This window comes from Lysinibacillus sp. UBA5990, assembly GCF_002429815.1.
Classification (GTDB): Bacteria; Bacillota; Bacilli; order Bacillales_A; family Planococcaceae; genus Lysinibacillus; species Lysinibacillus fusiformis.
The window spans coordinates 1,397,798-1,424,211 of the sequence record NZ_DJAY01000015.1 but is presented as its reverse complement, the minus strand read 5'-3'; the positions used below and the strand labels follow the sequence as shown (position 1 = coordinate 1,424,211).

At 35.2% G+C, this 26,414-nt stretch carries 27 protein-coding genes and 2 pseudogenes; 17 read left to right on the top strand and 12 right to left on the bottom strand.

Features of this window, described 5'->3' with window-relative positions:
- Nucleotides 1-207 precede the first annotated feature (207 nt).
- Both B3D94_RS19675 and B3D94_RS19670 read right to left on the bottom strand, forming a co-directional pair.
- A complete protein-coding gene (locus B3D94_RS19675) occupies nucleotides 208-1,116 on the bottom strand; it encodes an ABC transporter ATP-binding protein (RefSeq protein ID WP_291759666.1) in 909 nt (302 codons plus the stop codon).
- Nucleotides 1,116-1,802: an ABC transporter permease gene (locus tag B3D94_RS19670; protein ID WP_069481442.1), complete on the bottom strand. Its 687-nt coding sequence runs from the start codon at nucleotides 1,800-1,802 to the stop codon at nucleotides 1,116-1,118. Before B3D94_RS19670 ends, B3D94_RS19675 begins: the two co-directional genes overlap by 1 nt.
- 224 nt (nucleotides 1,803-2,026) lie before the next feature.
- On the opposite strand from B3D94_RS19670, the gene B3D94_RS19665 reads away from it, so the two are divergent.
- Together B3D94_RS19665 and B3D94_RS19660 are read left to right on the top strand one after the other, a co-directional pair.
- Nucleotides 2,027-2,758 carry a response regulator transcription factor gene (locus B3D94_RS19665; protein ID WP_291759661.1) on the top strand — a complete coding sequence of 244 codons (732 nt, stop codon included), beginning with the start codon at nucleotides 2,027-2,029 and terminating at the stop codon, nucleotides 2,756-2,758.
- Complete coding sequence (locus tag B3D94_RS19660) at nucleotides 2,755-4,476, top strand: sensor histidine kinase (protein WP_291759658.1); 1,722 nt, start codon at nucleotides 2,755-2,757, stop codon at nucleotides 4,474-4,476. Before B3D94_RS19665 ends, B3D94_RS19660 begins: the two co-directional genes overlap by 4 nt.
- Nucleotides 4,477-4,549: 73 nt before the next feature.
- Here B3D94_RS19660 and B3D94_RS19655 read toward each other — a convergent pair whose 3' ends face one another.
- Nucleotides 4,550-5,317, bottom strand: a complete 768-nt coding sequence (locus B3D94_RS19655) for a sulfite exporter TauE/SafE family protein (protein WP_291759655.1) — start codon at nucleotides 5,315-5,317, stop codon at nucleotides 4,550-4,552.
- 51 nt (nucleotides 5,318-5,368) lie between these two features.
- On the opposite strand from B3D94_RS19655, the gene B3D94_RS19650 reads away from it, so the two are divergent.
- From B3D94_RS19650 to B3D94_RS19640, 3 genes and pseudogenes are all read left to right on the top strand, one after another.
- Nucleotides 5,369-5,722: a LysR substrate-binding domain-containing protein gene (locus B3D94_RS19650; RefSeq protein WP_349679820.1), complete on the top strand. Its 354-nt coding sequence runs from the start codon at nucleotides 5,369-5,371 to the stop codon at nucleotides 5,720-5,722.
- 398 nt (nucleotides 5,723-6,120) lie between these two features.
- Nucleotides 6,121-6,515 (top strand): annotated as a pseudogene (locus B3D94_RS23095) (GrpB family protein); the annotation flags it as partial.
- A gap of 261 nt (nucleotides 6,516-6,776) precedes the next feature.
- Nucleotides 6,777-7,433, top strand: coding sequence for a Type 1 glutamine amidotransferase-like domain-containing protein (locus tag B3D94_RS19640; RefSeq protein WP_291759652.1), 657 nt, complete (start codon nucleotides 6,777-6,779; stop codon nucleotides 7,431-7,433).
- Nucleotides 7,434-7,786: 353 nt separating this feature from the next.
- Here the strand turns inward: B3D94_RS19640 and B3D94_RS19635 are convergent, their stop codons facing one another.
- Nucleotides 7,787-8,686, bottom strand: a complete 900-nt coding sequence (locus tag B3D94_RS19635; protein WP_291759648.1) for a PhzF family phenazine biosynthesis protein — start codon at nucleotides 8,684-8,686, stop codon at nucleotides 7,787-7,789.
- 91 nt (nucleotides 8,687-8,777) lie between these two features.
- Here B3D94_RS19635 and B3D94_RS22960 point away from each other — a divergent pair, with 91 nt between their 5' ends.
- The 3 genes from B3D94_RS22960 (at nucleotide 8,778) to B3D94_RS19625 (ending at nucleotide 10,933) form a co-directional block, all read left to right on the top strand.
- The gene (locus tag B3D94_RS22960) at nucleotides 8,778-8,975 is read left to right on the top strand and encodes a RepB family plasmid replication initiator protein (protein WP_349679809.1); all 198 of its coding nucleotides are present in this window, start codon (nucleotides 8,778-8,780) and stop codon (nucleotides 8,973-8,975) included.
- 19 nt (nucleotides 8,976-8,994) lie between these two features.
- Complete coding sequence (locus tag B3D94_RS19630) at nucleotides 8,995-9,441, top strand: hypothetical protein (protein WP_349679808.1); 447 nt, start codon at nucleotides 8,995-8,997, stop codon at nucleotides 9,439-9,441.
- 634 nt (nucleotides 9,442-10,075) lie between these two features.
- Nucleotides 10,076-10,933: a LysR family transcriptional regulator gene (locus B3D94_RS19625; RefSeq protein ID WP_291760679.1), complete on the top strand. Its 858-nt coding sequence runs from the start codon at nucleotides 10,076-10,078 to the stop codon at nucleotides 10,931-10,933.
- A gap of 89 nt (nucleotides 10,934-11,022) precedes the next feature.
- Here B3D94_RS19625 and B3D94_RS19620 read toward each other — a convergent pair whose 3' ends face one another.
- Nucleotides 11,023-11,934 carry a DNA-3-methyladenine glycosylase family protein gene (locus B3D94_RS19620; protein ID WP_069481431.1) on the bottom strand — a complete coding sequence of 304 codons (912 nt, stop codon included), beginning with the start codon at nucleotides 11,932-11,934 and terminating at the stop codon, nucleotides 11,023-11,025.
- Nucleotides 11,935-12,097: 163 nt separating this feature from the next.
- Here B3D94_RS19620 and B3D94_RS19615 point away from each other — a divergent pair, with 163 nt between their 5' ends.
- The 6 genes and pseudogenes from B3D94_RS19615 to B3D94_RS19590 form a co-directional block, all read left to right on the top strand.
- Nucleotides 12,098-12,811, top strand: coding sequence for a 2OG-Fe(II) oxygenase (locus tag B3D94_RS19615; protein ID WP_291759643.1), 714 nt, complete (start codon nucleotides 12,098-12,100; stop codon nucleotides 12,809-12,811).
- An 86-nt stretch (nucleotides 12,812-12,897) separates the two neighbouring features.
- Nucleotides 12,898-13,536, top strand: coding sequence for a bifunctional transcriptional activator/DNA repair enzyme AdaA (locus B3D94_RS19610; protein WP_291759640.1), 639 nt, complete (start codon nucleotides 12,898-12,900; stop codon nucleotides 13,534-13,536).
- Nucleotides 13,520-14,053: a methylated-DNA--[protein]-cysteine S-methyltransferase gene (locus B3D94_RS19605; RefSeq protein ID WP_291759637.1), complete on the top strand. Its 534-nt coding sequence runs from the start codon at nucleotides 13,520-13,522 to the stop codon at nucleotides 14,051-14,053. Before B3D94_RS19610 ends, B3D94_RS19605 begins: the two co-directional genes overlap by 17 nt.
- A gap of 36 nt (nucleotides 14,054-14,089) precedes the next feature.
- On the top strand, nucleotides 14,090-14,908 hold the full coding sequence (locus B3D94_RS19600; protein WP_291759635.1) for an SPL family radical SAM protein: 819 nt from the start codon (nucleotides 14,090-14,092) through the stop codon (nucleotides 14,906-14,908).
- A gap of 630 nt (nucleotides 14,909-15,538) precedes the next feature.
- Nucleotides 15,539-16,117 (top strand): tyrosine-type recombinase/integrase, encoded by a 579-nt coding sequence (locus B3D94_RS19595; protein WP_291759632.1) that lies wholly within the window; start codon nucleotides 15,539-15,541, stop codon nucleotides 16,115-16,117.
- Between the two features lie 28 nt (nucleotides 16,118-16,145).
- Nucleotides 16,146-16,229: pseudogene (locus B3D94_RS19590) on the top strand (hypothetical protein); the annotation flags it as partial.
- Nucleotides 16,230-16,401: 172 nt separating this feature from the next.
- Here the strand turns inward: B3D94_RS19590 and B3D94_RS19585 are convergent.
- From B3D94_RS19585 to B3D94_RS19560, 6 genes are all read right to left on the bottom strand, one after another.
- A complete protein-coding gene (locus B3D94_RS19585) occupies nucleotides 16,402-17,760 on the bottom strand; it encodes an NAD(P)-binding domain-containing protein (protein ID WP_291759629.1) in 1,359 nt (452 codons plus the stop codon).
- Between the two features lie 99 nt (nucleotides 17,761-17,859).
- Complete coding sequence (locus B3D94_RS19580) at nucleotides 17,860-18,060, bottom strand: hypothetical protein (protein ID WP_291759627.1); 201 nt, start codon at nucleotides 18,058-18,060, stop codon at nucleotides 17,860-17,862.
- A 34-nt stretch (nucleotides 18,061-18,094) separates the two neighbouring features.
- Nucleotides 18,095-18,520 carry an arsenate reductase (thioredoxin) gene (arsC, locus tag B3D94_RS19575; RefSeq protein ID WP_291759624.1) on the bottom strand — a complete coding sequence of 142 codons (426 nt, stop codon included), beginning with the start codon at nucleotides 18,518-18,520 and terminating at the stop codon, nucleotides 18,095-18,097.
- An 11-nt stretch (nucleotides 18,521-18,531) separates the two neighbouring features.
- A complete protein-coding gene (arsB, locus tag B3D94_RS19570) occupies nucleotides 18,532-19,587 on the bottom strand; it encodes an ACR3 family arsenite efflux transporter (protein ID WP_291759621.1) in 1,056 nt (351 codons plus the stop codon).
- Entirely contained in the window at nucleotides 19,580-19,906 is a 327-nt protein-coding gene (locus tag B3D94_RS19565) for an ArsR/SmtB family transcription factor (protein WP_069481418.1), read from the bottom strand. Before B3D94_RS19565 ends, arsB begins: the two co-directional genes overlap by 8 nt.
- Before the next feature lie 1,427 nt (nucleotides 19,907-21,333).
- A complete protein-coding gene (locus B3D94_RS19560; protein ID WP_291759619.1) occupies nucleotides 21,334-21,963 on the bottom strand; it encodes a CPBP family intramembrane glutamic endopeptidase in 630 nt (209 codons plus the stop codon).
- 188 nt (nucleotides 21,964-22,151) lie between these two features.
- Between B3D94_RS19560 and B3D94_RS19555 the strand changes: the two genes are divergently transcribed.
- Together B3D94_RS19555 and B3D94_RS19550 are read left to right on the top strand one after the other, a co-directional pair.
- On the top strand, nucleotides 22,152-22,592 hold the full coding sequence (locus B3D94_RS19555; RefSeq protein WP_069481416.1) for a LytTR family DNA-binding domain-containing protein: 441 nt from the start codon (nucleotides 22,152-22,154) through the stop codon (nucleotides 22,590-22,592).
- Between the two features lie 4 nt (nucleotides 22,593-22,596).
- Entirely contained in the window at nucleotides 22,597-23,034 is a 438-nt protein-coding gene (locus tag B3D94_RS19550; protein ID WP_254664282.1) for a DUF3021 domain-containing protein, read from the top strand.
- Between the two features lie 317 nt (nucleotides 23,035-23,351).
- On the opposite strand, the gene B3D94_RS19545 is transcribed toward B3D94_RS19550, so the two are convergent.
- Entirely contained in the window at nucleotides 23,352-23,813 is a 462-nt protein-coding gene (locus B3D94_RS19545; protein ID WP_291759616.1) for an SAM-dependent methyltransferase, read from the bottom strand.
- Nucleotides 23,814-24,342: 529 nt separating this feature from the next.
- Between B3D94_RS19545 and B3D94_RS19540 the strand changes: the two genes are divergently transcribed.
- Nucleotides 24,343-25,770, top strand: coding sequence for a serine hydrolase domain-containing protein (locus B3D94_RS19540; protein WP_069481414.1), 1,428 nt, complete (start codon nucleotides 24,343-24,345; stop codon nucleotides 25,768-25,770).
- Nucleotides 25,771-26,414 lie beyond the last annotated feature (644 nt).

The window sequence follows — 26,414 nt, the reverse complement described above, 5'->3', positions numbered from 1 at the left end:
AAATTTCACTACTTTTTTAAGAAAACTAATAAATGGAAAAAATACGTATAACCAAAATGTACTAGGAGCCGTTTTAACCTTTATGTTGATCTTTACAATCATGTACTGCTTTGTTGGACTCCATTAATGGTTTAACGATAAATTTAAATATAGCCTTTTCAAAACAACAAGTAAGCAACTTCTTCAAAAGTAGTTGCTTACTTGTTGTTAGTCATTCATAAATATCTCTTCTAACGAAGGTCGATTCGTTTGAATATCAAAAATGTCCGTATCAAATTTACATAAGGAATGCACAATGCTAGCAATATCTGATTCATCGCGTATTTCAACAGTAATGTGTTGGTTATCTGAATAGTTAATCGTCGTCCAAGTTTCGATTTCCTCGCGAGCATGACGGTACAACGTGTCATTTTTAGGTAAGAGCTTAATAGTTGTTTCAATCGTTGTCTGAAATTGCTTTTGCAATTGATCGATGGTTCCTAGACCTGAAATAATGCCGTTTTTCATAATAGCAATTCGGCTACATAGCTTTTCCACTTCATTTAAATTATGAGATGTCATAAAAATAGTTTTGTTTTGACTGGCTAATGTTCGTATGAATTTTTGCATCTCTAACGAAGATTCCGGGTCCATCCCCGAAGTAGGCTCATCTAGGAAAATTAAATCTGGATTTCCGATGACAGCCTGTGCTACGCCTAGCTTTTTTTTCATCCCAAACGAGAATTTTTTTGTTTTAACATGTACAGCGCTCTTTAAACCAACCTGTTCTAATAAATCCACACATTGTTGTTTAGTCACCTTGTGCTTTTGTAACTTTGCAAAAAATTGAAGATGTTCCAGAGCTGTATCATTGCCGTAAAACTCTGTGTAGTCTGGAAGAACACCAACTTTGCGTTTGACACGATCAAGCTGATTGTTGGGTACACCTAATATTCGAAATTGACCATTAGTTGGAAGGACAATTCCTGTAAGCATATTAATGAAAGTTGTTTTCCCTGCACCATTTCTTCCTAAGAAGCCAAAGATTTCTCCCTCCTGTACTTGTAAATCGATGCCCCGTACAACTAAATGCTTGTGATAGGATTTTTTTAAATCCATTGTTTCAATTACGGTCATTATAAATCCCTCCTCTGAAGACTAAGTATCGAGACTCCTACCATAATAGCTGCAAATAACAGAACAACGAGCCATCCCCATGTTCCGCCCTCTAGCATATAATGGTACGGAGTCATATATTTAATGATTTTTAACCAGAGTTTTTCTGAAAAAAGGCTCCATAAACCGAATGTAGGAATAGCCATACTAATTAGTAATCCGATAAACATTGACATCGATCGTTTAGGAATGAGACAGGAAAGTAGCACACATAAAGACACGATGTACGCTAGCATAACAAATAAGCTACCGAATGTTTTAATATAAAATTCATGAGAAAAGAATGCAATAATACTAAATGAAGCTAATAAGCAAATAAACCAGTATGAAAAGATTCCTAATAATTTGCCTACAATAATAGAAGATCGGGATGTTTTTGTTACTAGGAACCGAATTGTTCTGCTTTCCGTTTCCCTATTAATGGTGTCGTGAAATAAAGAAAAGATAAATAAAAAGCCCATCATATAAATTAGAAATACCAGCCCACTTACATAGCCAGCCTCGGCAAATTTAATGCCAGTAAGGAGACTGCTATTTGTGACAAAATCAGATAAATAATAGGAGACGGCAATAAAAATGCCAATCGTAATAAGTGAAAAGATACTGCGAAATGATTGAATAAATTCCTTTTTCCAAATAGCAATCATAGTGGTTCCTCCATAATAGAAATATATTTTTAACACTCTTTAAAGTATAAAGGCTGATTTTTACGTAAGCCGAAACGTTGGATGACGTTTTCATAAACTTTTAAGAATGCTGTTTATGTTCTGTTTATATTCCTTCGTAGAGGTGACAAACTAGCAGTATTATTCATTGGAAAAAACATGTTAAAATGAATTCCATGTTAGACGGGAAAGGACAGATTTAAAATATGAATTTACAGGATGTGGCCATTTTACTTGTTGATGATGAATCAGCAATTTTAGATATGTTACAAATGGTTTTAACGAAAGAGGGCTTTCGACAAATTGATCGTGCAAGCACTGCTCAAGAAGCGTTAAATGCATGTAATAAGAAGTCATACGACATGATCCTATTGGATGTCATGCTGCCAGATAGGAGTGGCTTTGATATTTGTCCATTTATTCGGGAGACAACAGATGCCCCAATTTTATTTATTACAGCAAAAAACTCAGACTTAGAAAAATTAACAGGCTTTGCTATGGGCGGGGATGATTATATTACAAAACCTTTTAACCCATTAGAAATAGTCGCTCGAATGAAAGCACAACTACGCCGCGTTAAATTATATGAGGAGGAAAGACCACAGCACGTATCTTCCAATACGTTCATTTACGATTTTGGCCGATTCCAGGTGAATGAGCGTGCTGGGGAATTAATGGTGGATGGACAAGTCATTTCTTGTCCTGCTCAGGTATATCAATTACTACTCTTTTTTTGCAAGCATCCTAATCAAATATTTACGAAAAGTCAGTTATATGAAGCTGTCTGGGGTGATCATAGCTTTGGGGATGATAATACGGTTACCGTACATATTGGCCGTATACGGGAGAGGATAGAAAAGGACCCGAAGGACCCCGAATTGTTATTAACCATTAGAGGGCTAGGCTATAAATTAATTCAAAAAGAGGGGATGGTATGAATCGAATTAGTCGTCGACTTGCCTTTACCTTTATTTCACAAATTGTTTTTGTATTAGTGACTTTAGCAATAGGTACCATCATTTTTTTAGTATATGTTGGGTTGCAGTTAGAAAGTGAACCTGAAACACAGGAAGTATCGAGTGGTAGCAATAGTACACTAAGGCAAACATTTTCAATTGAAAATAACGATGTGTTGTTGGATGCTAACAAAATTTCTGATATAGAAAAACGTGAGGAATGGCTACAAATAATCGATTCTCATGGAAATATGTTGGCCTCTTCCAAACTACCATCTGATGTTCCACCGCACTACGAACCTGGTCAATTAATAGCCTTTTGGCAGAAAAGCATTCCGTTCCCATACGAGCTCATTATTAGCCAAGAGGAGAAAGGTGGACAAACCTATTTTGTTGTAGTTGGTCAAAAACGTCCTGCCCGACAGCTAGCAGAAAAACTTACATTAGAATGGGATGGAAATCGATTTTCTCAGCGAGGGAAGCAGCTATTGGAAAAAGCTCATGGTACGCTAGCAATTTATTCAGCCAATGGGGAGATCATCCAACAATATGGGCATGTGAAAAATCCTGAAGCAAAACTTTCACTCGATCATTTACTTGGGGATAAGGCTGATCATCTCAGAAATAATGGCAGCCAATATATATATTTTGATGCAGAGAAACAGCAGACATGGGTCATTGAAGTACCATCCGCTGCAGTAAAGGTGGAGGGAGGTAAGCATAATACCTATTTAGGAAAAACATTTCTACTATATGGAGTAGCCCTTATTTTATTCATCATCGCCACAGCGTTTTGGTATGGTAAACGATTTGGGCAACCCGTTCTCTATATTGTTAACTTTATTCAACGATTGGCAGATGGTAATTATCACGAGCAAGAGGCTAAGAAAAAAGATAGGTCACTTAATCGTCGTGGCAAGAAGAAGCGGTCCTTCCGTTTATTTCGAGAAATTAATGATTCCTTGAATGATTTGAACCAGCAGCTTAAGCAGAACGAAAAGCTTCGCAAACAAATTGAACAAACTCGCGAGGAGTGGATTGTTGGTGTCTCTCATGATTTGAAAACACCTCTATCTTCTATAAATGGTTATGCGCATGTCCTTGAATCAGCCCCCTACAATTGGTCACAAGAAGAGTTTAAGCAGATTGGGAAAACATTACGTGAAAAATCAACCTTTATGTCTGAATTAATCGATGATTTAAGCTTAACATATCGCCTAAAAAACAATGCATTGCCCATGGTTCGTCAAACGCAAGAAGTAAACGAAGTCATTCGAAGAGCCGTTATTCATTTTATAAATGATCCACAATTTACTTCCTATGATATTACATTTCATGCTGCTGAAGAGTCGATAACATATCCTCTTGATATGAAATGGTTCACGCGTATTATTGATAATATGATTTCTAATGCTATTAAGCATAATCCGACAAATACGAGAATTGATATTATTGTGCAGAAGGAAAGTGATCATTACTTCACTGTTCGTATTCAGGATAATGGTATTGGAATGGATTCATCCACGTTAGAGCAATTATTTGAACGGTACTATCGTGGTACTAATTCAGAGGAAAATACAAGTGGTTCAGGGCTGGGCATGAGCATCGCTAAACAACTAACAGTAGCCCATGGAGGGGAAATATCTGCTTCTAGTACTCCCGGAGAGGGTACTGTCATTGTCTTAAAATTTTATTCATGATGGCAGTCCTGCCTTTTATGTCCTTAAATTTTGGATATAAAGGGTAGGACTTGTTTTCTGCGTGGATGTAAGTTTATTTTATTAAATCCGTCACAACTTGAACAATTAAGAATAAAAAAATGATGGGTAATATAATTTGAATCCATTTTGTTTGGATGTGGGGAATAATCTTTAAGCCTAAGAAAGAGCCAGCAATTGAGCCAAGCGAAACAGGAATAGCAATTCCCCAATTTACAATGCCATTAAAGTAATAAAAGAGGAAAGCGCCTGTACAGCTTGACAACGAGATTATTCTTGTTAATTCCACTGCTTTTAAATAATTGTGTTGTTTCTTTAAGAAATAGGTTATATTCATAAGTGCTGAGCCTGGTCCAAAACCTCCGTCATACATTGAAATGGCAAATGGAACAAGCTTGTTAATACGTTGTTCCTCTGTTTCCTTGACATCTTTTACAATCCATTTATTACTGCGAAGGACCATCATAAATGCGAAAATTAAGCTTATACAAGCAACCACATTCATGATTCGCTCCGATAAGAGAATTGCAAATAATGCACCCAAGGCACCTCCTAAGCAAGAAACTATCATGAAAGAAAAGTATTTCTTAAAAGATAAACGTCCTGTTATAACAAATGAAACAACATTCGATAGGGCAGATATTCCTGTCGCAAATTTATTAACGGCGACCGTTGTATGAATGGGAATGCCAACGAGTAATAAGGAAGGCATCAAAATAAAGCCTGCTGCACCAAACAGAACTCCTATTATGGCCGCGAGTAAACCAATCGTAAATAAAATAAACCCTTTTATTGATAACCATTCCTGTAGTAAAATTTCCATTTCATCACCTCTATACTTAAATTACTGATAAACTATACATAAAACAAATATATAATTATTGCTTATTCATATTATGAATTATCGGACGAAGACTTTATTTATCGGGAACGTGGCAGCTCGACACTCGATTTATTGGAGTCCATTTTTTACACGTTTAATGCTCCGTTACCTAAATTAGGACTTCAAATGCAGGGCTTACATGAATCCATTAAAGTAGTGGAGGCAGGATACGGTATGACTTTAGCTCCGTCCTATAGTGTGTCTGAAAGTATAACAAATGGAAAATTAGCTCAAGTATATGTTGAGCAGGCAGATATTCAGCAAAGTTTATTTATTTGCTCGCGGAAATCTGATTTAATTGAGCAACCATTTATGCAATTCTTAAAAGCTCATTTAAATGATTAACTAATAAAACCGTGAAAAAGTTCAATGCTGTTTTGGTTGACTCAATTTAATCAATTAAGTACGTAGAGCGAGCTATATAGTTAGTAGTAATTGTTGGCAGTAAAGAGAAAAGGCGTACGTTAACGTTGTGAAAATAATTAATCGTTCGTGTTTTTAATAATGAAATGCGAATTGCTCACCGGCTGGACACATTTGCTTTTTCGTAAAACACGAACATTATAAAGTATTGGTTAATGAAGTGGTTAGGAGGAAATACTTTGCGAAAACTAGTAGTCAGTTTGTACGATGAGCAATGGATTCAACTGTTTATGGAAGAGGCTGAAAAACTGAATTTTATATTAAAAAAATGAAATCATAGACATCTATCATATAGGTAGTACCTCTGTTCTGGGTTAAAGGCTAAACCAATCATAGACATCCTACCTGTCGTGAAAGATATTCATCTCGTTGATACATTCAATTTGGAGATGCAAAAAATAGGGTATGTTGCTAAAGGTGAAAATGGAATAGCTCAGCGTAGATACTTTCAAAAGGTGGGAACAATCGCACGCATTACGTTCACTTTTATCAGATTGGAAGCGGTGAAATCACAAGGCATCTGGCCTTTCGGGATTATTTAACATCACATCCTGATGAAATGAAGCTTTATGGAAGTTTAAAGGAAAGATTAGCACAACAATTTCCTAATAACATGAAGTCATACATAGCTGAGAAAGATTCTTTTGCTAAAGAATTAGAACGAAAAGCATTGGCATGGTATGACGATAACCAATCTTTGGTCCCTTCTATTTAGGAATGGAGTAAGAGATTTATAGAGAAATAACAAAGAGCCTAACTTAATATATACGGCTTTTCAAAAAAGCAACTTTTTCAAGCCTCCTACATAGGGGCTTTTTAATTTATACATTATTAGAAATATAGATTTGAAATAAAGTCGTATTGTTTGGAAGAATTTGATAAAATTGTATCGCAATCATTACATTTAGAACGACAAGCAGAACATATGGATCGTATTGAGTTAGTGTTAGAAACAGAATGAGTAACGGAGGTACATATGAAAACACACTATTATTTAGGTTGGTTTAATGATTTTTTTCCAGAGAATCTAGGCAGGGTGTTAGAGGAGGATATAGCTGATAGAAAATCGCTTGCTATGATTAGCTCGAATCCACTTTTGAATGAAGATGTTGGCGCTGCTGAACGCTCGTGGCTTGACCAGGCAGGCATTATGTTCGAAGACTATCATTTAATTAATTATCACGTACAGAAGGAAGATGCCCAAGCCTTCATTCAAAATGCGTCAGCCATTTTCTTGTTAGGTGGAAATACTCTTAAACAGAATCGGTTTTTAATAGACTATGAATTGGCGGATATAATCAAAAAAAGCACAGCGGTTGTGTTAGGGGCAAGCGCTGGAGCAATCAATATGTCCGCTAAATGGTTATGCTCGAAAAATTTTGGCTATCCAGTTGAAAAAAGCTCTTTATACGACGGAATCGGTCTTGACAATTTTTCCGTCCTGTCTCATTTTGATCTTGAAAATAACATGGAGTTGGTGCAGGACGAACTGTCTTCTTTATCGGAAGAACTAAATATTTATGCATCGAATAAAGATTGCGCTATACGTGTAAAGGGAGACAACATCGACATTTTAGGCAACGTATATTTAATTTCTCAGTCAAAAATTCAGAAATTAGATGAGACGCTCTAGCTGTAGTGGATGGTAATAGCTTAACTGGAAGAGCGCATTTGGATCAATCTTTATATCCAAACACGCTCTTTGCTTTGATCTTTTTCAAGTATCAATTTGATCAAACCTTGGCAACAAGAAGTTTAGGTTTTATCATGAATTGTACCTTTTGTTCGACCATGCGGGATCTGGAAATTACTGAGATAACACAATGATATTATTAGCAATGGTTTCAGGTGCCATCAATGACTTTAAAATGGTGTTTCCACCTAAAATAAAACTTCTCTAAATGCGCAAAAAGCGAAGAATTTAGAGAAGATTATTCTATCTCGGAAATAAATACTAAAAATTCAGAAAATAATATATATTGCTCTTTATACAAATATTTTTCCTTCAATGGAAACAACTGCCGCTCCTGCTACTTCAATAACTGCATTCTCCCCATCAGGTGTAATCGTTACATAAAGAATCCCTGGTCTATTGATCGTATGTCCTTGACCGATCATTATTTGATGTCTTTCTTGTTGAGCTAGTATATTCTCCAGATATAAATAACCGCCTAATGCGCCGTTTGCTGCACCTGTAACTGGATCTTCATCAATTCCTATATTGGGGCAAAAATCTCTTGTATAAATATCAAATTGCCCATTTGTATCAAAGGTAAAGAGGTGAGTAGTTGATAGGTTAAAATGATTGTTCATCTTTTTAAGCTCGTTTAATTTAGGTTCTGCTTGGTCAATTGCTTGACGGGTCTTCACTGGAACCATAAGATGTGGTACCCCTGTATTCGCTATTTTTATTGGATATCTATCATCAATGTCAGTATCCTGTATACCTACAAGATCCGCAACGACTTCTGGGCTAATGTCGATACTTTTTACTTGGGGACTTACTTGAGTCATAGATACTCGAGTTAATTGATTATTTTCCATCAGCCATTTTACTGGAATTAGGCCTATATTTGATTCAAAGACTATTTTATCGTCCTTATCAATCCAATTATACTTATTGGCCATTAACCATGCTGTACCTAAAGTGGCATGACCGCAAAAATCTACCTCTTTGGTAGGTGTAAAATATCTTATTTTATAATTGGCATTTGCATTCGTTGGTGGTAAAAGAAAGGCCGTTTCCGAAAGGTTTAATTCGTTCGCTATTTTTTGCATTTCCTCGTCTGTTAAGTTTTCTGCATTCGGTATAACGCCAGCTGGATTTCCTCCAAAAGTTTCTGTTGTGAAAGCATCTACATAAAAGAACTCTATCTTTTTATTCATGACTAACTCCTCCTTTATTCTATGATTATTGTATTATGATAAAATTAATAAGTAAAATTCATGTTTTTGATCATCAACATGAGGAATTCGAATGGAAAGATTTACTGGAATATTTTTTTTAGGAATGGAGTATGAACGAGGTTTATTTAAATTTGAATGGAGTCCTAAATTTTTACCGCATATTTTAAACTTGAAAGAAAAATATATTACTAATGAGTTGACTATTACCTCTAAATTTAAAAGCTCATTTACATGGACTTTTGAAAGGGCATTATGGTTATTGGCATAAAGAAATGAGTAAAGTTGATTTGTTGAAATTGTTCAGTGTAGAAGGTGTTTCTTCCTACAAAGATTCAGCACAATTTAAACGTGGTGTTCTTGATGTAGCGATTAGAGAAATTAATCAATATACGGAACTAGAGTCCTGGTATGTAGAGAAGAAGAAGGGACGTGTGATTGTCGGTTTCGATTTACATTGGTCAGTCGCAAGTAAACAAGAGACAGCTGCTACGGAAAATCAATTGAAAGAAATTACAACGATTCTTGATGCAGTTGAAGTTGATATGTGGAACTATCTTGAGGAACTGGGCGAAATGGATCTTGAAAAACTGCACCTGATGAACATCATTCAAAAGGTTTTAAAATGTCGTGTAGAAGTGACAACGACATTAACCAGTATAAAGGCTAATGAAATTTTACAACGCTTAAAAGGTCATCTATGCAGCTTACAAAGTCAATTAGATGATGCACGTTGAAAGAAAGACATTACCAGCAAACCAAACTATGTGCCATTTTATAACTGGCTTGATGAACATGAATAAATAACTAAAAAGGTGGATTTACAACGCTAAGAAATATACATGATTTTATGCACACGAAACAGCAAGCCATAATCGTGTAAATATTGATGTATCAAGTGTTTACGCTGCCTGTATAAAAAGCTGTATAAACAACGTTCATCAAAAAAGCCATAAAACGCGATTTAACAACATTCATGGCTTTTTGGTGTGTGTCCAAACTTTCATTTGGGAACGTTTTTTTATTTGAAATTTATATTATATTTACTAAAAAACAGCGATATTCTATCAGCCTTCTACAGTTGGCTAGAAGAAAGGGAATAAATAAAAAAGAGTAAGAGTAGCAACTTCTAATCCATTTTAATTTTCTTATACTTTGTGAAATACATTATAGAATAAAATATAATCCAAAAAATAATTATTAAATACACAAGAGCAGTGAGAGGTTCGGTAAACGGATTAACATTATTTTGATAATCTTTAATAATTAGAATAGCTAACACCAAAATTGAACTCCAAAACATAATCATCAAATATAATTTCATAAGATTCTAGCCTCCTTTCTATTTACATTTTTTCATTAATAATGTAAATCGTCAAAGTAGTCGATATTGGTAACTTCACAAGGGCAGGGGAAATATTGGCAATGACACAATCTGGAATCAGTCATAATATTGCTTCTTTAGAGTCAGAACTCAGAATTACACTTTTGAATAGAAGGAGAAATGGAATCTCATTAACAGATAGTGGAGAACGGATTATAAAGAACATGAGAAATATCTTATCTGAAGCAGAAAGCATTAAACAAGAAACCGCTTCTATTTTAGGTATACAAAATGGAAAGATAAATATTGGTAGCTTTTCAAGTTTCTCATCAAAAGTGTTGCCTACTATCATCTCAAAGTTTAGAGGAGAATTTAAGGGAATTGAAATAAACTTTTATGAGGGCAGCTATGATCAAATTACGCGTTGGGTAGAAGAGGGGAAAGTGGATATAGGTTTTACGTCTTTAAGTAATCCATTGGATCATTTGGAGTCAATCCCTATACTTAGAGATAGATTAGTCCTGACATTACCTATTCATCATCATTTTGCAATAAATGGACAAGTAAAAGTGAGAGATCTTCAAGGGGAGGCTTTTATTATGCCCAAGCTAGGATGTGAGGTGAGTGTAAAGAAATTTTTAAAGGAACAACAAGTTTCCCCAAACATCCAGTTTAATGTGGAGGATAATCAAACTATCATTGCAATGGTACGGGAAGGATTAGGCATTACCATCATGCCGGAGCTAGCTTTACCCTATAATTTACAAGGTTCCATTGTAAAACCTCTCTTACCCGAACCTTCCCGTGAAATAAGCATTATTACTCGATCAAAGAAGCAATCCCTTCCTGCTGTCAAAGCGTTTATAAAGACAACGATGGATTGTATGAAAGATTTACAGCTTTAATATGAATTTTGAAGCGAAGAGGCAGAGAGCATGTTTTGATTCATTTGTTCAAAGCATGCTCTTTATAATTGTTCTCGTATCGCTCTTATCTAGTAAAGGACACGCCATAAATAAAACGTAGCGTAGGATTCCCAGTTTTTCCATGGCATTGATAATTCTAAGATTTCATCTTTCGTTGGCTTTCGATTCATATTTTGTAATACTTTTATCGAATTAATAAGACCTACATCATCGATTGGAAAGGCTGTTTGGAACCGGAGGCAGCGCATTAATACATAATTGGCTGTCCAAGGGCCGACTCCCCGTATTTTAATTAAGCTTTTTTCAGCATCTTTAAAGTCCATTTCCTTTAATTTTTCCCTCGATAATTCTCCACTGGCCATTAATTTCGCAATGCCAATGATATATTCACTTTTTTTTACGGTCATTTTAATATCTGCAAGGTCCGAGGGTGTTAACTTTGCAATTCTTTCGTACGTTGGGAACACCCAATAGTTTTTACCATTCCAGTCGATGAAATCGCCAAATTTTTCTACAAATTGCCTCTTTAAGGTGTACGCGAAGGCTAAGTTAATTTGTTGGCCTAAAACGCCCCAGCATAAAGCTTCAAATAAATCAGGAATGCCTATTACTCGCAATCCATAGAAGTTTCGGGCAGGTACTTTAAGTAAAGGATCTCCCTTTGCCATTTCATAAAATGGTGTTAAATCGTTATTTAGATCAAACCACTCATGAATAAATTTTACAACCTGTTCTAGCTGCCACCTTTCAATAGGCCTAGATTCATTTAAGAATTGAACGATCATTTGTTTATTCTTAATGACGTTTACCTGTACTAAATACCGAATTTCTCCCACAGCTATCACTTTTATAATGCTGTCGTTCTCTATTTCATACATGCATTCCTTCTTTTCTCTTGATAGATAGCCTAGATTGGCATTCATGTTGAAATGTTCAGGTAGGGTAATGACAATACCATTCTTGACTTCATGCCATATCATTCTTTCATTCTCCTTTACAAAATACATTGATGTCATTTTTACTTTATCACATCATCACCTGTCCTAATTTTGTTATCTTGCTATTACATTCTAAACACCTTATTTTTTTCGATTGATGAGGTTATAGTGTTAGTTATCAAGAATGCTAAATAGGAGGGATAAAATGGCGCAAGACATAAAGACACGTGTCGAAAGCTTAGATTGGGAGTCCATACAAAATGAATTAGATGAGCAAGGTTTCGCAAAGCTTCCAGCAATTTTAACAAAAGAGGAATGTGAATCTTTCATGGAGATGTATAGTGAGGAGGAGTCATACAGAACGACCATCAATATGACGAGATATCGCTTTGGGAATGGGGAGTACAAATATTTTTCTTATCCATTACCCGATATCATCCAACATTTAAGAGAGTCTTTTTATTTGGAATTAGCGAAAACAGCGAATCGGTGGCTGAGTTATTTAAAGAAAACAGAGCAGTATCCAGAACAACTTCAAGATTTTTTGAAAACGTGTGAGGGGTATCATCAAATGAGACCGACACCTTTGATATTAAAGTATGAAACAGGCGGATTTAATTGTTTGCATCAAGATTTATATGGCGATCTATTTTTTCCGTTTCAAGTAGTGTTTGTATTAAATCAACGAGATAAAGACTTTTGCGGTGGAGAATCTTTATTAATAGAACAAATCCCACGTGCTCAAAGCAGGGGACATGTCATTACGTTAGAGCAAGGCAGCGCACTTATTTTTCCTACTAACCACAGACCTGTGCTTGGTAAAAAAGGCTATTACAAAAATACAGTACGGCACGGTGTAAGCACGGTTACTTCGGGAGAACGATACGGTCTTGGAATTATTTTTCACGATTCTAAATAAACATTAATTTCAATATTTTGCTAGTCCATTCTTTGAAATGTCCATTCGAATGGATAGGGAGTATATTATAAGGTGAGGTGAGAAAAATGCCAGATAGAATTGATCACAGCCACAAAGAGAGCTATGCTCATAGTCATTTGAATGATGTAGAAATGATAACCGATGAGAAGTGGCAAGCCATCATAAATAATGATATAGCGTACAATAATCATTTTTTTTACGCTGTGAAGTCAACAGGAATATTTTGTAAGCCTTCATGTAAATCACGCGTTCCAAAAAAAGAAAATGTATGCATATTTCAAAACGCAGAACAAGCTCTCCGTGCTAATTTTCGCCCTTGTAAACGGTGCAAGCCCACAAATGAAAATCTGCCTGATAGCGAGTGGGTTGATTTAATTACGGAATACATTGATAAAAATTTTACAGAAAAACTAACGCTAGAATCGTTAGCAAATATTTGTCATGGAAGTCCGTATCATATGCAACGGACATTTAAAAAGGTTAAAGGCATTACGCCAGTTGAGTATATACAGCAAATTAGAGTTCACGCAGCTAAAAAGTATTTGATTCAGACAAATAAAGCGATTGGAGATATCGCCATTTGTGTGGGGATGGCTAACACGTCTTATTTTATTACTTTATTTAAAAAGAAAACGGGCCAGACACCAGCGCAATTTCGTCAAATGAGGAAGATGGAGGAACAGGACAATGGAAAAAATGAATAAACCAACACTTTACTGGTCTTTACTAAAGTTTAAAGATTGGAACTTCCATATAGCGTCAACGACAAAAAGTCTTGTCTTTATAGGTTCACAGTACAAGCCATTCGAGGAATTAGTCAAATGGGCGACGAAACACTTTCCAGGATGTCCGCTTGTTGAAGATGCTGAAAAGCTTGAGCCCTTTGTCGTTGAAATCACTCAGTATCTAGATGGAAGACGGAAAACCTTTACGATTCCATTTGAGTACGTAGGTACACCATTCCAGCTAGCAGTCTGGAGGGCACTTTGTGATATCCCTTATGGACAGACGAAATCCTATTCCGATATTGCAAATGATATTAATAAACCGGCAGCTGTTCGGGCAATAGGAGCGGCTATCGGGGCTAATCCGATATTAATTACTGTGCCATGCCATCGCGTAATAGGAAAGAACGGCTCATTAACTGGCTATCGGGGCGGATTAGAAATGAAAACATGGCTACTTGATCTGGAAAAGAGAGTTTCATTAAACATTGAGTAATTTAATTATTACTGCACAACGATTGGAGATGCCGTCATGAGTAGTGAATTATTCTATAAAAATCCAAAAACAATTCTGAATAAAGGGACTGGCTTCCTTTCTGGATATACGCATTCACTTAATCCTTATACAGGCTGTACTTTTGGGTGTTCCTATTGTTATGTACGTGAAATGCCAGTATCTTTGTTTCGAGAAGGTGAATGGGGAAATTGGGTAGATATTAAAAATGGAGCTGCAAATTTATTAAAAAAAGAACTTCATCGCGCCAAAACTAAAGGGAATGTAACCATATTTATGTCATCAAGTACAGATCCATATCAACCAATAGAGCAAAAGGAAAAGGTGACACGATCTCTACTAGAAGTTATGGTAGAAGATCCACCTGACTTCTTATTAATACAGACTAGAAGCCCACTGGTAAGTCGAGATATCGATTTGCTGCAACAATTGAAGGACAAAGTTCGAGTAAGTATGACGATTGAAACCGATTCCGAAACGATACGAAAACATTTCACTCCAAAGGCACCGCCAATCCAGGCGCGCTTTAAAACATTGGAAAAATTAGCAGCTGCAGGCATACCAACCCAAGTTGCTATAGCTCCCATATTACCAAGTGGGGACCATTTTCCGTTGAAACTAAAGTCATATGTCGATCGGATCTGTATCGATGACTATTTCATGGGCGATGGCAGTGGTGGTAAACGCACACGAAAACTTGGTATTGAGAACAAATACGCCCAACTTGGCTTAGAGGAATGGTATGGACCACATGTTCTTAAAAATGTATATAACCGATTTATTGAAGTCTTTCCCGAAAATCAAGTTTATGTGAGCCAGGCTGGGTTTGAGCCTTAAAAAGACTGTAATTTATAGAGATGAATAGCGTTTAGAGAACCACATAATCATGCACTTGAAGGTTTTCTCAGGAATGCATTTCTTAATGGAGTTTTAGCTGTAATAGCGACTTTATTAAGGAATGATGGTTTGAGACTACGTGCTTATTAATTAATAGTACACATATTAATTAATAAGCACAAAAAGTAACAATGATCTTCTGTAAATTAAAAAACGTTTGGTAACAAGCAGGTATAAATAATTTGTTTAAAGATAATAGAAGCATCTATGGACGGGTCATTTTACATGTACCCATATAAAATTTTGTTGACCAAAGATAATTAATTAATTGAGCGATTACTAACACAATTTCAATTCCGTCTCACTATTATTAGTATACTTTTCAATGAAACGTAACTTCCTATAATTTATATTATGTAAACTAAAATTATTTGGCGTGGAGGAGGGCTTGGATACGTCAACTCCCCATAATATCTGTACTTTTCGACTTGTCATTCTTAAGTTCCTTATAATAATCATGTGAACGATTTTTACGATAATGGGATGATGATAATGGATGATTTTGTACAGATAATAATTATTGTTTAATACGATATCTGGAGGTTTTATACTTGCAACTACACGCTGCCATTGACGAATTACTCAGTTAATACGGTTACGAGTTATGAATACGATTTACAGCTCTTCTTAACCTTTTTAACGGATCACGGCTGTTCAACCTGTTTAAATGAGATTACCAAGACCCAAGTACGTCGCTTTATCCAATATCTATTAGGATCATTAAAACAAAAACCTCGTTCGGTGAACCGAAAAATTTCTTCCTTAAAATCATTCACCAAATATTGTTTACAAAAACAATATCTTGCTAATGATTTTACGCACGGGATTGAATCGCCAAAGACCGATGATAAACTTCCTGTGTATATGACATTAACGGATCTAAAGCAGCTATTTGACTATCTAGAACGCGCCCAATCGCGTTTTTCGATGCGGAATGAGCTCATGTTTAAATTATTAGCAACAACAGGTATAAGACGTTCTGAACTTGTTTCATTAACATGGGAACAAGTTGATCTGGTAAATGAAACGATTCGAATTGATGGAAAAGGGAAAAAAGAACGGATATTGCCCCTTCATCCACACTTAATTCCGCTTCTGGCATCTTATAAAGCTTCTTTAAGATCAATCAGAGCCTGTTTTCCTGAATAAAAATCGTAAAGCATTAGATCCACGTGGTTTGCATGTCATATTTAAAGATGTGCTGAAAAAGGCAGGCCTCCCACCTACCCGCTTCACGCTACATCACTTACGGCATACTTTTGCAACATTGATGTTACAGCAAAATAAAGAAAACGTGGATTTGCGAACAGTTCAAAATCTTTAATACCTGTTTTAAATCCTTATTTTCCATTCCACGAATTATAAGTGTGTCCATGCCAATTCCCCCTTAGTATTTAAAAAAGGACTGCTAGCTTTCCCTAACAGTCAAAATTTTAACAACATGAATTAGATGAATTGGCAAGATTAATACCGCATACACCCGTTTCAGGTAATTCCAATTCCACACGTTTTGAAGCTTCTTCATCATCTGATAAATAAGCTGTTATTGAACGAACTTGTTCGTAGCCAGTTGCCATTAAAAATGTTGGTGCGCGTCCATAACTTTTAGCTCCGACTATATAGAAGTCCTTTTCTGGTTGGCGTAGAACTTCTTCTCCATGCGCTCTTACTGTGCCACAACTATGCACATTTGGATCAATTAATGGCGCTAATGCATGCACACTTTCAGTTGCTGAATCAATGGAAAGGCGTAGTTCACTGTTAATTGATAGGTCTGGTCTATTTCCTGCATTGACAATAAGCTCTTCAAATCCTGTTAATACTTTTTGTTCTTCGTTTATAGTACCAACAATATGGATGTTCTCATCTTTCTTCACTTGTGAGATATAGAAAGGTGTTATTACTTCAACCTTGCCTGTATCCACTAATTCGTGAATGCGAACACCGAGTGCGCCACGTGCTGCTAATGCATCTTTTTCTTCTCCACCATAGGCTTCTTCTACAGATTTTTTACGCATAATCCACACTAGCTTTGTTGCAGGATTCTCTTCTTGTAATTCCGCAAGTGCCAATAATGTATTGATAGCAGAATGGCCACCACCAATGACTGCAATCTTTTTATTGGCATATCGCTTTGCATTGGTATTTATGTCTGGGATACCATACTCAATGTAATTTGCTAATGCTTTTTCATTTTGCAGCCATACACCTGTAGAATTTGCTGGGTTTGGATTCCCCCATGTACCCGTCGCATCAATAACTGCTCTCGCCTCAATCATATGGATGTCATTCTCTTGTTCAATATAAATAGTAAAGGACTGTACTACTCGATTTTTTGTCTTCATCTTATCATTCAATTGTCGTGAAATCCCTACTACTTTTGTGTTCAATTGAATGTGAGGCTTTATTTGTACTAGCTCAGATAAAGGCTTTAAATAAAGATCAATTAATTCATGTCCTGTCGGTAAAATATCTAAATTAGGTTCTTCCCAACCGGAGGCATCTAATAAAGCTTTAGCAGCCTTATTAATGTTATATCGCCATGGTGAAAATAATGTAACATGCCCCCAGGTACGAATATTGTGTGCTATTTCACGCCCAGCCTCTAGTAAAATAAATGCTTGCTTTTGCTCCACTAAATGAGCAGCTGCAGCTAATCCAATTGGACCTGCACCAATTATGACAATCGGTAAATTCTTATTGGAATTATTAACAGTCTCTTGGACTTCAATAGCCTTAGTTGTAGTACAACAAGATCCATTTTGGTTGATTATTTTAAGTGTTTTTATCATTAACTTCTCCTCTATTTTCTTTACATAAGCATTTCCTTATATAAAATATATTTTTTACGCCTAGCAGTTAGCTAGACGTTGTAAACTTTGCATGTGTAATTAACACATTTCAATTTCACACATTGTTTTATCAATTTGCAAACATGTCGAAGTGCCGTAACGATCTATATCTCCTTTAAAGAAGAAATTAAAAGCAAACTCTTTAGCCTCTATTATTGTGTATTCTCTACTATTCATTATTAACTTTAAATAAGCAATAAAATAATCTTTAGTTAATACGCTAGCATGATTTACTGTCATTTTTAAATCCTCCATTCAACAGATTGAATAATTACTAACAGACCGTATTATCCTCAGCTACAAAATGTTCAATTCGTTGGCCAATTGCGTCACGTATATTTTGGAATACAGTCCATTTTTCCTCATCTGTACCTGTTGCTTTTGCAGGATCTTCAAATCCCCAATGCTCACGACGAACGTGAGGAGGTGTCATTGGGGATTTATCAGCTGCATCTTCACATAATGTAACCACTAGTGTGGCACTGTTTAATGTCTCAAAGTCAATTAAATCAGATGTATGATTTGAAACATCAATTCCTACCTCCTCCATTGCTTTAATGGCATTCGGATTTACCCCGTGTACTTCAATACCAGCACTTTTAACTGTCCAATTGGTTGGTAGTAGCTTTTTTGCCCATCCTTCTGCCATCTGACTACGGCATGAGTTCCCTGTACACAAGAAATAAAGTGTATTTGTCATAATATTGCTCCCTATTTAATAGTTTTAAAGTATTTTTTCTGCCAACGTAAGGCAACCCATACCAGTCCTATGAGTACTGGTACTTCCACAAGTGGTCCAATAACAGCTGCAAATGCCACGCCACTATGCAGGCCAAACACCCCAACTGCAACCGCAATCGCTAGCTCAAAGTTGTTACTTGCAGCTGTAAAAGAAAGAGCTGCTGTGACAGGATAAGATGCACCTACTTTACGGGAAGAGAAGAATGACACAGCAAACATGATCACAAAGTAAATAAATAATGGAATAGCAATTCGCACTACATCAAGTGGCAGTTCTACTAATTGCTCACCTTTTAAAGCAAACATCATCACAATCGTGAACAACAGTGCAATTAAAGTAAGTGGTGAAATTTTCGGTAAGAACTTTTCTTCATACCACTGCTTTCCTTTTGTTTTAATCCCTATCCAACGTGTGAGGAACCCTGCAGCAAACGGGATACCTAAGTATATAAGTACGCTCTTTGTAATCTCCCACATAGAAATTGATACATTGAAATTCTCTAAACCAAACCAACCAGGTAATACATTTAAGAAAAAGTAAGCAAAGATAGAGTATGTTAAAATTTGGAAAATTGAGTTAAATGCAACTAAACCAGCTACATATTCGCGATCTCCACGCGCTAAATCATTCCACACAATTACCATTGCAATACATCGAGCTAAGCCAATCATAATGAGCCCAGCCATATATTCTGGGTAATCATGTAAGAAGATAATCGCTAAAAAGAACATAAGGAACGGGCCTAGTAACCAGTTTTGAAAAAGAGAAAGTAAAAGCACTTTCCAATCCTTAAATACACGCCACATCTCTTCATACTTTACTTTCGCTAATGGTGGATACATCATGACAATTAACCCGATAGCAATCGGTATGGACGTTGTGCTAATAGACATGGCCTCTAACGCTTCCCCAACATTAGGCATGGTGATACTTAATACAACACCTATTCCCATCGCAACGAATATCCAAAGGGTAAGGTAACGATCTAAAAAAGATAGCTGTTTGGTTAAAGACTCATTACTCATGTTCAGTCCCCCCTACATGGCAACAATCTGTGCCACAGTTGCACCCGTTTAAAGGCTGAATTTGTTCTATAATGCCCTTCATCAGTGGCGTTTGATCCTCTACTAAACGGTAATGTTTCCAAGTCCCTACTTTTCGTTCCGTAATAATGCCTGCCTCCTTTAATTTTCGTAGATGTTGACTAACGGCTGGTTGTGATATTCCTAGCACATCCACAAAATCACATACACATACCTCCCCATTTTTCATGCATGCAAGTAATTTAATGCGATTTAAATCTGCTGCTGCTTTTAGTTGTTTTTCAATTAGTGTGTTTTCCATTTATCTGCTCTCCTTATATAACTATTTGCTTATATATTATTTTAAATAAAATCACCTCGTTAAAGAAAGGTGAATTAATTCTTATATAACTATATTCTTATATTATGATTTAATGTTTTGGATTGCAACAGAAATTTGCCCAATTTGAAAATTTCTTTTTTCTGCTCCGTTAAACAATCCATCAGAATTAAGATTTGTTTATCTTTACCTTTTTATCGATATTACTGTAGTTTTGGAATAAAGACTAATTATAAAATATCCCTCAATCCTTATCTAATAACAACTTCAAAAACTCCATTTTAATCCTTTTAAATAAGTATGAGATTTTTATAAAAAGTTTGCTCATTTCCAGCTATGTTGTCAATAATCGCGCCCGATTGTTGAGTACCTTATTGAAGATAAGCACCCGTTAGCTTAATAAACATCTGTTAGTCTTCATCCAAAAAAATTGCAGTGGATAAATTTAATAGTGGTACGACTATTCTTGCTAAACCTAAACTTACTTCGCGATTAACAATATAAAACATTTTTTCATTATATTCCAATTTTATTGATAACTCTTTCCAAACATGGTATTTTTATTTAAAGGAGGTAATTATATAAGATATTTATTTGGATTCATTTTCTTATTGATAGGTATTTGGCAGCTAATAATAACCTGGCGAACATTCACAGGCATCAAGAAAGACGGAGATAAAAGTACTTCTCCTTTTATTATGCTAGGCCTATGGAATAGTTTAGTATTTGCCATAATTTTCATTGCTGTTTCACTCGGATGTTTCTTCATCAAATTTTAAATATTTCTATTTAAAATTTATTTGGTTTGTTCATTACTTTACAAAGAATGTGATAAGCCAATTCGTTTTTGAGTCGTCTTAAGCAGTATATTAAGTATCGAACCAATACACATATAAATTAAAAAAAACAAAGCATAAATGAGTGATTCCATAAAATACCTCCAAAATTCTATTATGTAATATTTAACTATAAATTCTTATTCAACTAAACTGCCTCGTTAGTTCAATAAGAAAAAAGAGCTACCCAAGCAGCTCAATTCACTTCAAGTAAAGCACCCCATAACCTGCACCGTTAGTTAAAGTGTCATTCTTCACAATCTGACCTATATCTTAACATAAATATCCAGATCTTTTAAAAGTGGTGTTCAATTATATGCCATTTAATGGAAGAAGGCGCATTCCTTATTAAAGAAATGCGCCCGATTGTTGAAGATCCTTATCCGACTAAAGCGCCCCGTTAGTTGAAGAACTTAGATTATACAACTGAGCTATTCGATGAAAGACGGTGAACCTTACTTTCTCATAGGTTCTGAAAAAAATCAAATTTGCTAACGGTGGTATATTAACTAGCCTTTTACCCATAGAGTTATTTGATTTAGAGGTGAAATTATTCAACATCCCCTTCAATTATTACTTTAAACTTTTATTTATTTGCCATATCCCTGAAATGGCAGATAACATTAACCATGGCTCTATTACCATATTGATTAAAACATGAGCTATAATTGGTGCAAGGGCGCTCCTTCCAGTATAAATATAGAGCATAGCAAGAAGACAACCTAAGATCGTAGTTGAAAGAATGGCTGGAAGTGCAATTTTTATCTCTCCTCGCATTAATACCCATGAACCATGAACAACCCCAAACGTAATTCCTGAGATTAACACTTGTGAAAGATATGGAAATCCAATAGATAATAGATAATCCATGAGCAGATGTCTAAATACAACTTCTTCTACTATTCCACTTACAATAGCAGCCCATATACCAATTAATTTAATCCAAGAAAATGTTAATAAATTTCTTTTCACAAATGGTATTGCAAACATCGTATAGGAAATATACCCTATAACAATTAATAAAGTGAAAAACCACATAGGTAAATTAAGTAACATTTCCGGTGAATATCCCAATCCATTCTCAATAAACCTCTTAGGATTATTTATATACCAATAAATAACACTTATTGTAAGCATACTTGATATGCTTATTAATATCCATCCCGTTTTAATTCGGTCTTTTAGTGTTGTTACCTCGTTCATACTAGCTGCCTCCTTGAGTTATATTCTTAAGTTACTTTTGTTAAAGCCAAATATAACGACATAAAAGTTTAGCAACAATACTTTACGAGTAACATGTCTTTATTGTTAGGTGAAATGCTTTTTATTACATATAACCTGCATTATTCGAATCGTAATTTATGCTATATTTTTAGAGAGAGGTGATAGTGATGAAGATAGAAATAAAAATTGATACACAAATCGATGAACCCTATATAACAATCTGCGTGTCCAAATTAACACCAGCTATTCAGGCTGCAATCTCACTCTTACAACAAGAAAATGAACAAATTTTAACAGGGACTGCAAACAATAAAGTACATATTATCGAACCTCATACTGTAATTGTTATTAGAACAGAAGGAAAAGAATTAGTACTATATAGCGACGATGGTAATCGTGTTATTATGAGTAAACCTTTATATGAGTTAGAACAGCAGCTAGGTGATGATTTTATCCGGATTTCTAAATCAGCAATAATTAATCCTAGAAAAATCAGAAATATTGAAGCTTCCTTTAATGGAACAATGGAAATTGAGCTTATTTTAGGAATAAAAGAAGTGATTTCTCGTAATTATAAAAAAACTTTTAAAGAGCGTTTGGGGGTATAGTTACATGAACTTTTTCAAGAGTTTAGGATACGGTATAAGTATGGGATGTACAGTGTTTGTTATTGTTAATCTTATTGGATATTGGTTTAAAGGAGAGTTATTTTTAGATGCTGTTATGGCTACTTTTCCTCAACAAGTATTAGGATCAATTATTGTTGGAATTGCATGTATACTCCCTTCTTACATCTATAGAATAGAACGTTTAACATTCTTACAACAAAGTGCTTATCATTTTTTTATAGCTATAGGTACCTTTATAGTTGTTGCCTTTTCTTTAAAATGGATTCCTACATTTTCGATAACATTAACTATCCTGTTGTTGCTTTTCAATGTATTAATTTTTGCATTTGTTTGGCTGTTATTTTATTTTTATAGTCAAACGGAAGTAAAAAAAATGAAGAAGAAAATTATTGAGCATACAGACAGTAGTAATAATCAATAGATTCTTTGATAGAATTTCAATAATTCAAGAGGCTAGTCAACAAAAATAAGCCTCTTTTACAATTATCATTGCCGTATGAACCAAAGATTCTTCAACTAAATTGCTTCGTTAGTTGAAGTACTTTTCTTCACAATCGCCATGTCCAATTTAATTATCGTATTTTATTCAATTAATTGGCCCTTTCCACAAATAAAGACGCTCTCCTTATTACAGAAAAGCGCCCGATTGTTGAAGATGGTTTTTCAACTAAAATCCTGCAATTGAAGTAGATCAATAATAAAGGCAGGTATACTAATTTTATAAATATGAGTTTTTTATTACCCCCAATAATTTTCCATTAAAACTGTGGACCAATTAGGTTGTCTCACATTTTCTTTAGGTAAAAATTCATTCATTACAGGTTTTATATCAATTATTGGCGTGCCATCAATAGCATCTAATCCTTTTACAATTAATCGGCTATTTTTCACCTCAATAAGTTCTACAATTGTGATACCTAATTTATTCGGTCTGTTTTTTCCTCGTTGAGCAAATATCCCAACCAAAGGAAAATCTTTATTGTTTCTTGGATGCCTTGCTTCATACTGAATTTTATTATCTTCTACTTTATTAAAGTAAAAAACGATTTCTAAATGCGAAAACTCTTCTATACCTTTTATTGCAGATACATCTATGTTCTCTGCTAGTTCAATTGCGGATAGAATTGATCCCCAATTATCATCCAAAATCTCTTTTCTATTATTGTTTACAAAAGCAACTGGTTCAATGATAAATGACATAATTACCCCCTATGTTTCTAGATATAATTTTTAACAAAAACATTGTTTAGTACACTTTATAAATCGTAATTGTTGCTTACTAAGTCGATATAAAGGGCTTCACCTTGCCCTCTATTTCGAGTTGAATTTGTCTTACAGTTTTTTATTATCGCATTTCATCTTTAGACTATTTTATCAGGAAGGTTTAGTTATAATCCTTATATTTCCAATAGTACAGCAAAAAATATATAAGTAAATCTTAAATTAATTATTAATAAGCATAAGTTTATCTTATGAAACTTTCCTTTAATAAAATAGTAACCTTAAATTTAAATATAAATCTAACTTATTATTTAGGAGCATAGAACCATTCCTCAACATTCTGGCCCTTTAACGAAAACGAGCGCTGATTCTTAATACAGAATCGGGCCCGATTGTAACTCTTCACAATTACTTGATATTATATAGGTGAATAGAAAGTTAAATTAAAATTTAGTTTTAAGTAGGTTATTTATATTATTCTCTTATAATTTTTCGAAAAGGTGAGTTAATGAAAAAGATTATTGTTTTTGTATTAACGATATTAATATTATTGTCAGGATTCGTAACACAAAGTTATGCGTTGTCAGATTCGAAATCTGCGGCAATACAAGCGTTGCTAGATGATGCCTCTCGTATATCAGGTGTGCCGGGAATGTCAATCTCAATACTTGCTGATGATGAAGTGTTCTACTTTTCTTCAGGGTATGCAGACCGTGAAAAGGGGTTGTCTGCAAGTGAAAATACACTCTATGAGTTAGCTTCGGTCAGTAAAGCTTTTACCGGTATGGGTATTATGCTGTTGGAAGAACAAGGGCTGCTCTCAATGACTGACCCTGTCCAAAAATATTTACCTTGGTTTACGTTAAAGTATCAAGGGAAACCTGTTGATATGCAAAGCCTTACACTAAATAACTTTCTTCACCATACCAGTGGTCTAACAAATAGTAGACATACTCAAAATATTCCACAAGGCAATACACCGGATATGTTGCAAAAGACTGTGGAAATGCTCGTAGATGCTGAATTGGCGTTCCCTCCCGGTGAACAGTATAACTATGGAACCGTTAATTATGACGTATTGGGTTTGGTTATTGAGATTGTGTCGCGACAAAGCTATGAAGACTTTATGAGGGAACAGGTATTTCAGCCGTTAGGTCTTCACCAGACGTATGCTTATAAAGAAGATGCTCAAGCCACTGGACAGTTGGCACAGGGCTACCGTACTTCCTTTTTTATGACAACTCCATTTAAAGCTCCGGATTATGCGGGGAATAAACCCGCAGGCTACATCATTTCTAATACAAAAGATATGGCGCGTTGGATGGGTATACAGATGGGTATTGTGCAGGACATACCCGAAATATTTCACACGGTTATCGAAAAATCACATAGGGGTGATATGTCTGTTTCGGCTGTCAACGATATGCATTATGCGGCAGGCTGGTCGGTAAACGCCGACCAAACGATTATAGAACACACTGGGGGCAATCCAAATTTCAGAACCGAAGTAGCCATACTGCTAAATGAACGAACAGCCGTCTGCTTGCTGAGCAACGGTGCAAATACCAATATAAACCTGGTACTAAAAGTTAAAGATATATTAGACGGCAATCTAACTCAGTCATATGAAATAAGCGGCACACAGCTTTTGGATATCACTTTGTCGTCTATCACAATTATTCTTTGCCTATTGGCCGTTTTGTTATTTCTCTTAGGATTACGCAGAAGGAAAACGAATGAGCGGCAGCCAATGACAAAAAAGAGAATAATCGTAACAATTATTTTCCTGATCGCTACGATTGCCCTGGGTATACTGTGCTGTGCTTTAGATTGGTCAACGATACTTATTTGGCGAACATATAGTGTTCTTACAGCTTTGATTTCGTCAGCATTATTAACAGCAAGCATTACATGGTTTTTATACACTCACCGATAATTGCCTCGCTCCCATTATAAGCATAATGTTAAGGAATTACATTTCAATTTATTGGTATCCTTATTTGAAATAACATAAGACACTTCGGTGTCTTTTTTAATATCATTGACAATTTTCCCAGTCAAACCTAATTACTATTACTTCCACTAACCTGCTCCGTTCGTGGAATAAGGTTTTTTTAACACCTATATTATTTTGCACATGCGTCGTCGTTAGGTAACATTTCTTAAAAGACTGTTATTCCACAATCTGGCCCGTTTGTTGAACAACAAAAATCCTGCATATCAACACAGGATTTTTAATCAAACTTTTTTATAAATGTTCAAACTTGTTTTAAACGATAAATCTTTTGTTGCTCATTTACTACCTTCTCGTTTAGGTGGGTTAGTGTTTTATTCGCAATTGCATATGTATTCTTTAAATAGCTCCCATTACTATGGCTATTTTTTAGCCTATACCTAAAGTAAAAGGATTTTCAATATACTTCTAAAGGACTTTATTTCTCTTTCGGACGCACCAACCTCAACAAGATTATTTAATCCATCAAGCATTTTAAGATAATCGCACATATTATTTCGAGGATTTCGGGATTGGTAAAGTGCGAAAGGATTGCAAGGCAACTTTTCAATCTTTCATTACCTGAA

Excerpts from the sequence above, each read along its gene's own strand:
- B3D94_RS19615 (WP_291759643.1), top strand. The coding sequence starts at position 12,098 with ATGGCGCAAGACATAAAGACACGTGTCGAAAGCTTAGATTGGGAGTCC.
- B3D94_RS19665 (WP_291759661.1), top strand. The coding sequence starts at position 2,027 with ATGAATTTACAGGATGTGGCCATTTTACTTGTTGATGATGAATCAGCA.
- B3D94_RS19610 (WP_291759640.1), top strand. The coding sequence starts at position 12,898 with ATGCCAGATAGAATTGATCACAGCCACAAAGAGAGCTATGCTCATAGT.
- B3D94_RS19580 (WP_291759627.1), bottom strand. The coding sequence starts at position 18,060 with ATGACAGTAAATCATGCTAGCGTATTAACTAAAGATTATTTTATTGCT.
- B3D94_RS19675 (WP_291759666.1), bottom strand. The coding sequence starts at position 1,116 with ATGACCGTAATTGAAACAATGGATTTAAAAAAATCCTATCACAAGCAT.
- B3D94_RS19605 (WP_291759637.1), top strand. The coding sequence starts at position 13,520 with ATGGAAAAAATGAATAAACCAACACTTTACTGGTCTTTACTAAAGTTT.
- B3D94_RS19635 (WP_291759648.1), bottom strand. The coding sequence starts at position 8,686 with ATGAATAAAAAGATAGAGTTCTTTTATGTAGATGCTTTCACAACAGAA.
- B3D94_RS22960 (WP_349679809.1), top strand. The coding sequence starts at position 8,778 with ATGGAAAGATTTACTGGAATATTTTTTTTAGGAATGGAGTATGAACGA.
- B3D94_RS19640 (WP_291759652.1), top strand. The coding sequence starts at position 6,777 with ATGAAAACACACTATTATTTAGGTTGGTTTAATGATTTTTTTCCAGAG.
- B3D94_RS19670 (WP_069481442.1), bottom strand. The coding sequence starts at position 1,802 with ATGATTGCTATTTGGAAAAAGGAATTTATTCAATCATTTCGCAGTATC.
- B3D94_RS19660 (WP_291759658.1), top strand. The coding sequence starts at position 2,755 with ATGAATCGAATTAGTCGTCGACTTGCCTTTACCTTTATTTCACAAATT.
- B3D94_RS19600 (WP_291759635.1), top strand. The coding sequence starts at position 14,090 with ATGAGTAGTGAATTATTCTATAAAAATCCAAAAACAATTCTGAATAAA.
- B3D94_RS19555 (WP_069481416.1), top strand. The coding sequence starts at position 22,152 with ATGAAGATAGAAATAAAAATTGATACACAAATCGATGAACCCTATATA.
- B3D94_RS19560 (WP_291759619.1), bottom strand. The coding sequence starts at position 21,963 with ATGAACGAGGTAACAACACTAAAAGACCGAATTAAAACGGGATGGATA.
- B3D94_RS19655 (WP_291759655.1), bottom strand. The coding sequence starts at position 5,317 with ATGGAAATTTTACTACAGGAATGGTTATCAATAAAAGGGTTTATTTTA.
- B3D94_RS19565 (WP_069481418.1), bottom strand. The coding sequence starts at position 19,906 with ATGGAAAACACACTAATTGAAAAACAACTAAAAGCAGCAGCAGATTTA.
- arsB (WP_291759621.1), bottom strand. The coding sequence starts at position 19,587 with ATGAGTAATGAGTCTTTAACCAAACAGCTATCTTTTTTAGATCGTTAC.
- B3D94_RS19540 (WP_069481414.1), top strand. The coding sequence starts at position 24,343 with ATGAAAAAGATTATTGTTTTTGTATTAACGATATTAATATTATTGTCA.
- B3D94_RS19585 (WP_291759629.1), bottom strand. The coding sequence starts at position 17,760 with ATGATAAAAACACTTAAAATAATCAACCAAAATGGATCTTGTTGTACT.
- arsC (WP_291759624.1), bottom strand. The coding sequence starts at position 18,520 with ATGACAAATACACTTTATTTCTTGTGTACAGGGAACTCATGCCGTAGT.
- B3D94_RS19545 (WP_291759616.1), bottom strand. The coding sequence starts at position 23,813 with ATGTCATTTATCATTGAACCAGTTGCTTTTGTAAACAATAATAGAAAA.
- B3D94_RS19550 (WP_254664282.1), top strand. The coding sequence starts at position 22,597 with ATGAACTTTTTCAAGAGTTTAGGATACGGTATAAGTATGGGATGTACA.
- B3D94_RS19620 (WP_069481431.1), bottom strand. The coding sequence starts at position 11,934 with ATGATATGGCATGAAGTCAAGAATGGTATTGTCATTACCCTACCTGAA.